Origin of the sequence: Nocardioides sp., assembly GCF_025965415.1 — a bacterium.
GTDB lineage: Bacteria > Actinomycetota > Actinomycetes > Propionibacteriales > Nocardioidaceae > Nocardioides.
Genome location: NZ_JAOPWY010000018.1, coordinates 1 through 5,601 on the forward strand (window position 1 = coordinate 1; position 5,601 = coordinate 5,601).

The 5,601-nt window shown below is 71.8% G+C and carries 6 protein-coding genes; 3 read left to right on the forward strand and 3 right to left on the reverse strand.

Going from position 1 to position 5,601, the window contains the following annotated elements; genetic code table 11:
• The coding region (locus tag JWN97_RS02080) for a CoA ester lyase (RefSeq protein ID WP_297617422.1) at positions 1 to 550 on the forward strand (550 nt) is incomplete at its 5' end.
• A 122-nt stretch (positions 551 to 672) separates the two neighbouring features.
• Entirely contained in the window at positions 673 to 816 is a 144-nt protein-coding gene (locus JWN97_RS02085) for a hypothetical protein (RefSeq protein ID WP_297617426.1), read from the forward strand.
• A 72-nt stretch (positions 817 to 888) separates the two neighbouring features.
• Here JWN97_RS02085 and JWN97_RS02090 read toward each other — a convergent pair whose 3' ends face one another.
• From JWN97_RS02090 to hutH, 3 genes are all read right to left on the reverse strand, one after another.
• Positions 889 to 1,917 (reverse strand): M48 family metallopeptidase, encoded by a 1,029-nt coding sequence (locus tag JWN97_RS02090; RefSeq protein ID WP_297617428.1) that lies wholly within the window; start codon positions 1,915 to 1,917, stop codon positions 889 to 891.
• A 67-nt stretch (positions 1,918 to 1,984) separates the two neighbouring features.
• Positions 1,985 to 3,682, reverse strand: a complete 1,698-nt coding sequence (gene hutU / locus JWN97_RS02095) for a urocanate hydratase (RefSeq protein ID WP_297617431.1) — start codon at positions 3,680 to 3,682, stop codon at positions 1,985 to 1,987.
• Complete coding sequence (gene hutH, locus JWN97_RS02100; RefSeq protein WP_297617434.1) at positions 3,679 to 5,232, reverse strand: histidine ammonia-lyase; 1,554 nt, start codon at positions 5,230 to 5,232, stop codon at positions 3,679 to 3,681. The genes hutU and hutH overlap by 4 nt, the downstream gene beginning before the upstream one ends.
• Before the next feature lie 166 nt (positions 5,233 to 5,398).
• Here hutH and JWN97_RS02105 point away from each other — a divergent pair.
• Positions 5,399 to 5,601, forward strand: a 203-nt coding sequence (locus tag JWN97_RS02105) for a hypothetical protein (RefSeq protein WP_297617437.1), incomplete at its 3' end; no start/stop codon positions are given.

Sequence of the window (5,601 nt, forward strand, 5' to 3'; positions counted from 1 at the left end):
CGACACGCTCGTCGCCGCGATGGAGAAGGCCGGCGCCCCCGACCACACGATGCTGTGGGCCATGATCGAGACCCCCGTCGCGATCCTCGACTGCCTCGCGATCGCGCGGGCCTCCGAGCGGCTGTCGGTACTGGTGATGGGCACGAACGACCTCGTCAAGGAGCTGTACGCCGAGCACGTGCCCGGCCGCGCCCCGATCCTGCCCTCGCTGCACACCGCGCTGCTCGCCGCCCGCGCCGCCGGCATCGCGATCGTCGACGGCGTCTACAACGACGTCAAGGACACCGAGGGCTTCCTCGCCGAGTGCGAGCAGGGCCGCCAGATGGGCTTCGACGGCAAGACCCTGATCCACCCGGGCCAGGTCGAGGGGGCCAACACGGCCTTCGCCCCGAGCGAGCAGGCCGTCGACGACGCGCGGGGGCTGATCGCGGCCTGGGAGGACGGCAAGGGCGCCGGCGTCGTGACCTACAACGGCAAGATGGTCGAGAACCTGCACGTCGAGTCGGCCCGGCGCGTCCTCGACATCCACGACGCGATCCAGGCGCTCTGACGCCCCCACGCGTCGGTGCGCCGTCTCACCCCTAGGGGCGCAGCCGACTTCCCAACTCGGCGTCACCACCGGCAGAGTGGCCCGGCCGTCCACAGTGGGCGGCCTTGAAGGAGGCGTACACCATGATTGTCCTCGGACTGATCCTGCTCATCCTCGGGCTGCTGCTCCCCCAGAGCATCCTGACCACCATCGGCCTGATCCTGATCGTCGTCGGCCTCGTGCTGAACTTCGTCCCGATCGGCGGCAACAGCCGCCGCGTCTGGTAACGACAGCTGCCTGACGGGCCCCGGACACCACGCGTGTCCGGGGCTCGCGCACGTCCGGACCCGTGGAGCGCGTCAGTCGGTGCCGTCGCCCCTGCGGAAGCGGTCGTCGAGCCAGGTCCGCGCCGAGCCCACCCACCCCGCGAGGTCGTGGACGAGGCGACCGAGCGTGTCCTGCGTCCGCTCGAAGGTGACGGCATAGCTGGCCGCGGCCTCCTGGGCGGCCTCGCTCACCGACGCGCTGTCGTCGTCCGAGCGGCGCGGATAGGCACCGCCGAGGATCGCGGTGTAGGCGCCGGAGTCGATCCAGCGACGCAGCTCCGTGGCGCGTACGACGGCGAACGGGTGCGTCTGCTGCTGGAGCAGCGAGAGCTTGATCAACGACTCCCGGACGTCGCCGCCCTCGTCGTACTCCGCCCCCTGCGACAGGAACGAGGTGACGTCGAGCTCCTCGAGCGTGCCGCCGCTGGCGAGCTTCATGTGGGTGCGCAGCGCCGCGGTCGGGTCCTGGCTGGCGAGCAGGCCCGCGCGGTCCGCCGACAGCTCGGCCTTGCGCGACCACTCGAGCAGGCCGACGGTGACCATCCGGATGCCGATGGCGCCGCCGGGGATCGCGTTGAGGAGACCACCGAGGCCCAGCAGCCGCAGCAGCAGGGTGCGGTAGACGGCGTGACCACTGACCGCGTGGCCGAGCTCGTGGCCGATGACGAAGCGCAGCTCGTCGTCGTCGAGGTGGTGCACCAGGCCGGAGGACAGCACGATGATCGGCTGGTCCATCCCGATCGTCTGCGCGCTCAGCGTCGGGTCGGCCTGGACGTACATCTCGGGCAGGTCGCTCACGTCCAGGCTGCGACCCACCTCGGCCAGCAGCCGGTGCAGCCGGGAGAACTGGCGCTCGTCCACCCGGACCGCGGAGCCGAGCAGCGTCAGCCGCCAGGCCCGCTCGCGGAAGACCCCCGACATGGTCTTGAGCAGCACGTCGAAGCCCTTGAGCTTGCGCAGCGCGACCAGCGCGCCCTTGTCGGCGGGGTGCTCCCACGCCCGCGAGCTGATGTCGGTCAGCACGACGCGCGAACGCGCCGGCTTCTTGTCCCCCGTAGCCATGTCGGCATCCTGACGCATGCGGTCAGGGATGTCCTGCGTTTGCGCTGACGCGACGATCGAGTGCGGCTCAGCCCTCCCGGGTCGGGACCCTCACACCGCGCTCGTCCGCGACCTCGATCGCGCGGTCGTAGCCCGCGTCCACGTGGCGGATCACCCCCATGCCGGGGTCGTTGGTCAGCACCCGCTCGATCTTCTCCGCGGCCAGCGCGGTGCCGTCGGCGACCGTGACCTGGCCGGCGTGGAGCGAGCGGCCGATGCCGACGCCGCCGCCGTGGTGGAAGGACACCCACGTGGCCCCCGACGCGGTGTTGACCAGGGCGTTGAGGATCGGCCAGTCGGCGATGGCGTCGGAGCCGTCGAGCATCGCCTCGGTCTCGCGGTAGGGCGAGGCGACGGAGCCGCAGTCGAGGTGGTCGCGGCCGATCACGATCGGCGCCCTGAGCTCGCCGCTGGCCACCATCTCGTTGAACTTCGCGCCGGCCTTCGCGCGGTCGCCGTAGCCCAGCCAGCAGATGCGGGCCGGCAGGCCCTGGAACTGCACCCGCTCGCTCGCCATCTTCAGCCACGTGTGGAGGCGGGCGTACTCCGGCTTCTCGTCGGCCGGGAAGAGCTCCTTGATGGCACGGTCGGTGGCGTAGATGTCCTCGGGGTCACCGGACAGCGCGGCCCAGCGGAAGGGGCCCTTGCCCTCGCAGAAGAGCGGGCGGATGTAGGCCGGCACGAAGCCGGGGAACTCGAAGGCGCGGTCGTAGCCGCCCTTGCGGGCCTCGTCACGGATCGAGTTGCCGTAGTCGAAGACCTCCGCACCGGCGTCCTGGAACTCCACCATCGCCCGCACGTGACGTGCCATCGACTCCTGGCTGCGCTTGGTGAAGCCGCGGGGATCCTCCGTGCGCTCGCGCTCCCAGTCGTCGTACGCCGTCCCGGCGGGGAGGTAGAACAGCGGGTCGTGCGCCGACGTCTGGTCGGTCACGACGTCCACCAGCGGACCGTCGCCCGACTCACCGCGGTCGAGGTGGCGCTCCAGCAGCTCGGGCAGCAGGTCGGCGGCGTTGCCGAGCACCCCGATCGACAGGCCGCGGCGCTCGTCGCGCGCCTCGAGGGCCAGCTCGATCGCGTGGTCGAGGTCGCGGGCCTGGACGTCGAGGTAGCGCGTCTCGAGCCGGCGGTCGATGCGGTGCTGGTCGCACTCGATGCAGATGGCGACCCCGTCGTTCATGGTGACGGCCAGGGGCTGCGCACCGCCCATGCCCCCGAGGCCGGCGGTGACGGTGATGGTGCCGGCGAGGGTGCCGCCGAACCTCTTGTCCGCGATCGCGGCGAAGGTCTCGAAGGTGCCCTGGAGGATGCCCTGGGTGCCGATGTAGATCCACGACCCGGCGGTCATCTGGCCGTACATCGTCAGCCCGAGGTCCTCGAGCCGGCGGAACTCCTCCCAGTTCGCCCAGTCGCCGACGAGGTTGGAGTTGGCGATCAGCACGCGCGGCGCCCACGGGTGGGTGCGCATGATGCCGACCGGCTTGCCCGACTGCACGAGCAGCGTCTCGTCGTCCTCGAGGTCGCGCAGGGAGCGGACGATGGCGTCGTACGCCTCCCAGCTGCGCGCCGCCTTGCCGGTGCCGCCGTAGACCACGAGGTCCTCGGGGCGCTCGGCGTTGTCGGGGTCGAGGTTGTTCATCAGCATCCGCAGCGGCGCCTCGGTCTGCCACGACTTCGCGGTCAGCTCGGTGCCGTGGGCGGCATGGATGGGCAGACGATCGTTCACTTCAGCTCTCCGATCACGGACTCGGCGGCGGCCAGGACGGCGCCGGACTGGACGAGGGCCACCGCGGTCTCGATCTCGGGCGAGAGGTGGCGGTCGGGGCCGGGACCGGCGATGCCGGAGGTCCGGAGCAGGTCGACCACCGCGCCGGTGGCGGGCGACGGGGTCAGGGGTGTGCGCAGGTCGAGGGCGCGGGCGGCGGTGAGCACCTCGACGGCGACGACGCGGGACAGGCCGTCGACCGACCGGCGGAGCTTGCGGGCGGCGCCCCAGCCCATGGACACGTGGTCCTCCTGCATGGCGCTGGACGGGATCGAGTCGACCGACGCGGGCACGGCGAGCCGCTTGAGCTCGGACACGATCGCGGCCTGGGTGTACTGCGCGATCATGTGGCCGCTGTCGACGCCGGGGTCGTCGGCGAGGAAGGGCGGCAGCCCGTGGCTGCGCGCCTTGTCGAGGAAGCGGTCGGTGCGCCGCTCGCTGATCGAGGCCACGTCGGCGGCGACGATCGCGAGGAAGTCGAGGACGTAGGCCACCGGTGCGCCGTGGAAGTTGCCGTTGGACTCCACCGTGTCACCGAGCACGACCGGGTTGTCGATCGCGCTGGCCAGCTCGCGACCCGCGACGGTGGCCGCGTGCTCGACGGTGTCGCGGGCAGCGCCGTGGACCTGTGGTGAGCAGCGCAGCGAGTAGGCGTCCTGCACGCGGTTGCACTCCACCGAGCCGTCCGGCCCGGTCTGGTGCGACGCGACGATGCCGGAGTCGGCCATGAGTGCGGTGAGGTTGGCCGCGGACAGCGCCTGCCCCGGGTGCGGGCGGATCGCCTGCAGCTCGGGAGCGAAGACGCGGTCGGTGCCGAGCTGTCCCTCGACGCTCATCGCCGCGGCCACGTCGGCGGTGCGCAGCAGCATCCGCAGGTCGGTGATCGCCAGGACCAGCATGCCGAGCATGCCGTCGGTGCCGTTGATCAGGGCCAGGCCCTCCTTGGCGACGAGCTCCACCGGGGTGAGCCCTGCCGCGGCGAGCGCCTCGGCGGCGGGCATGAGCGTCCCGCTCGCGTCGCGCACCTCACCCTCCCCCGTCAGCGCGAGCGCACAGTGGGACAGGGGCGCGAGGTCACCGGAGCAGCCGAGCGAGCCGAACTCCCGCACCACGGGCGTGATGCCGTGGGTGAGCAGGTCGGCCATGAGCTGGGCGGTCCCACGCCGTACGCCGGTGCGACCCGTGGCGAGCGTCGAGAGGCGCAGCAGCATGAGCGCGCGCACCACCTCGCGCTCGACCTCCGGACCCGAGCCGGCGGCGTGCGAGCGCACGAGCGAGCGCTGGAGCTGGGCGCGCATCTCGGTCGGGATGTGCCGGGTGGCGAGCGCGCCGAAGCCGGTGCTCACGCCGTACGTCGGCGTCTCGGCCGCGGCCAGCGCCTCGACGACGCCTCGCGCGTGGTCGATCGCGACCAGCGCCTCGTCGCTCAGCCCGACCGGGGCGCCGTCGCGGGCGACGTGGATGAGGTCCTCGAACGAGACGGGGCCGACCCCGACCTGGATGCTCTGCATGCTCTGCATGCTCGTCATCAAACTCCGGGTTGACGGTGTCCCACCAGAGGTCGATCCCCACCTGGCGTCTGGCATACGAGACTCACCCCTTCGGGCACCGCCTCTCTGGACAGGAGCGCGGAGGCTGGGAGACTGGACACCCCTGAACTCGTGAAGAAGGAATCTCGTGACCACGTTCATCGTCATCGCAGTCATCGTCCTGGTCGTGCTCGCCGTGGCGGCCTACGTGATCCGGCAGAAGAACCGCGAGGCCAACATCGCGCGCGCCGAGGAGCTGCGGACGCAGGCCGCCACCCGGGCGCAGTCCACGCTGCCGCCCGCCCAGGACCGGGCGGCCGAGGCGGAGGCGCAGGCCGAGGAGGCGCGGCT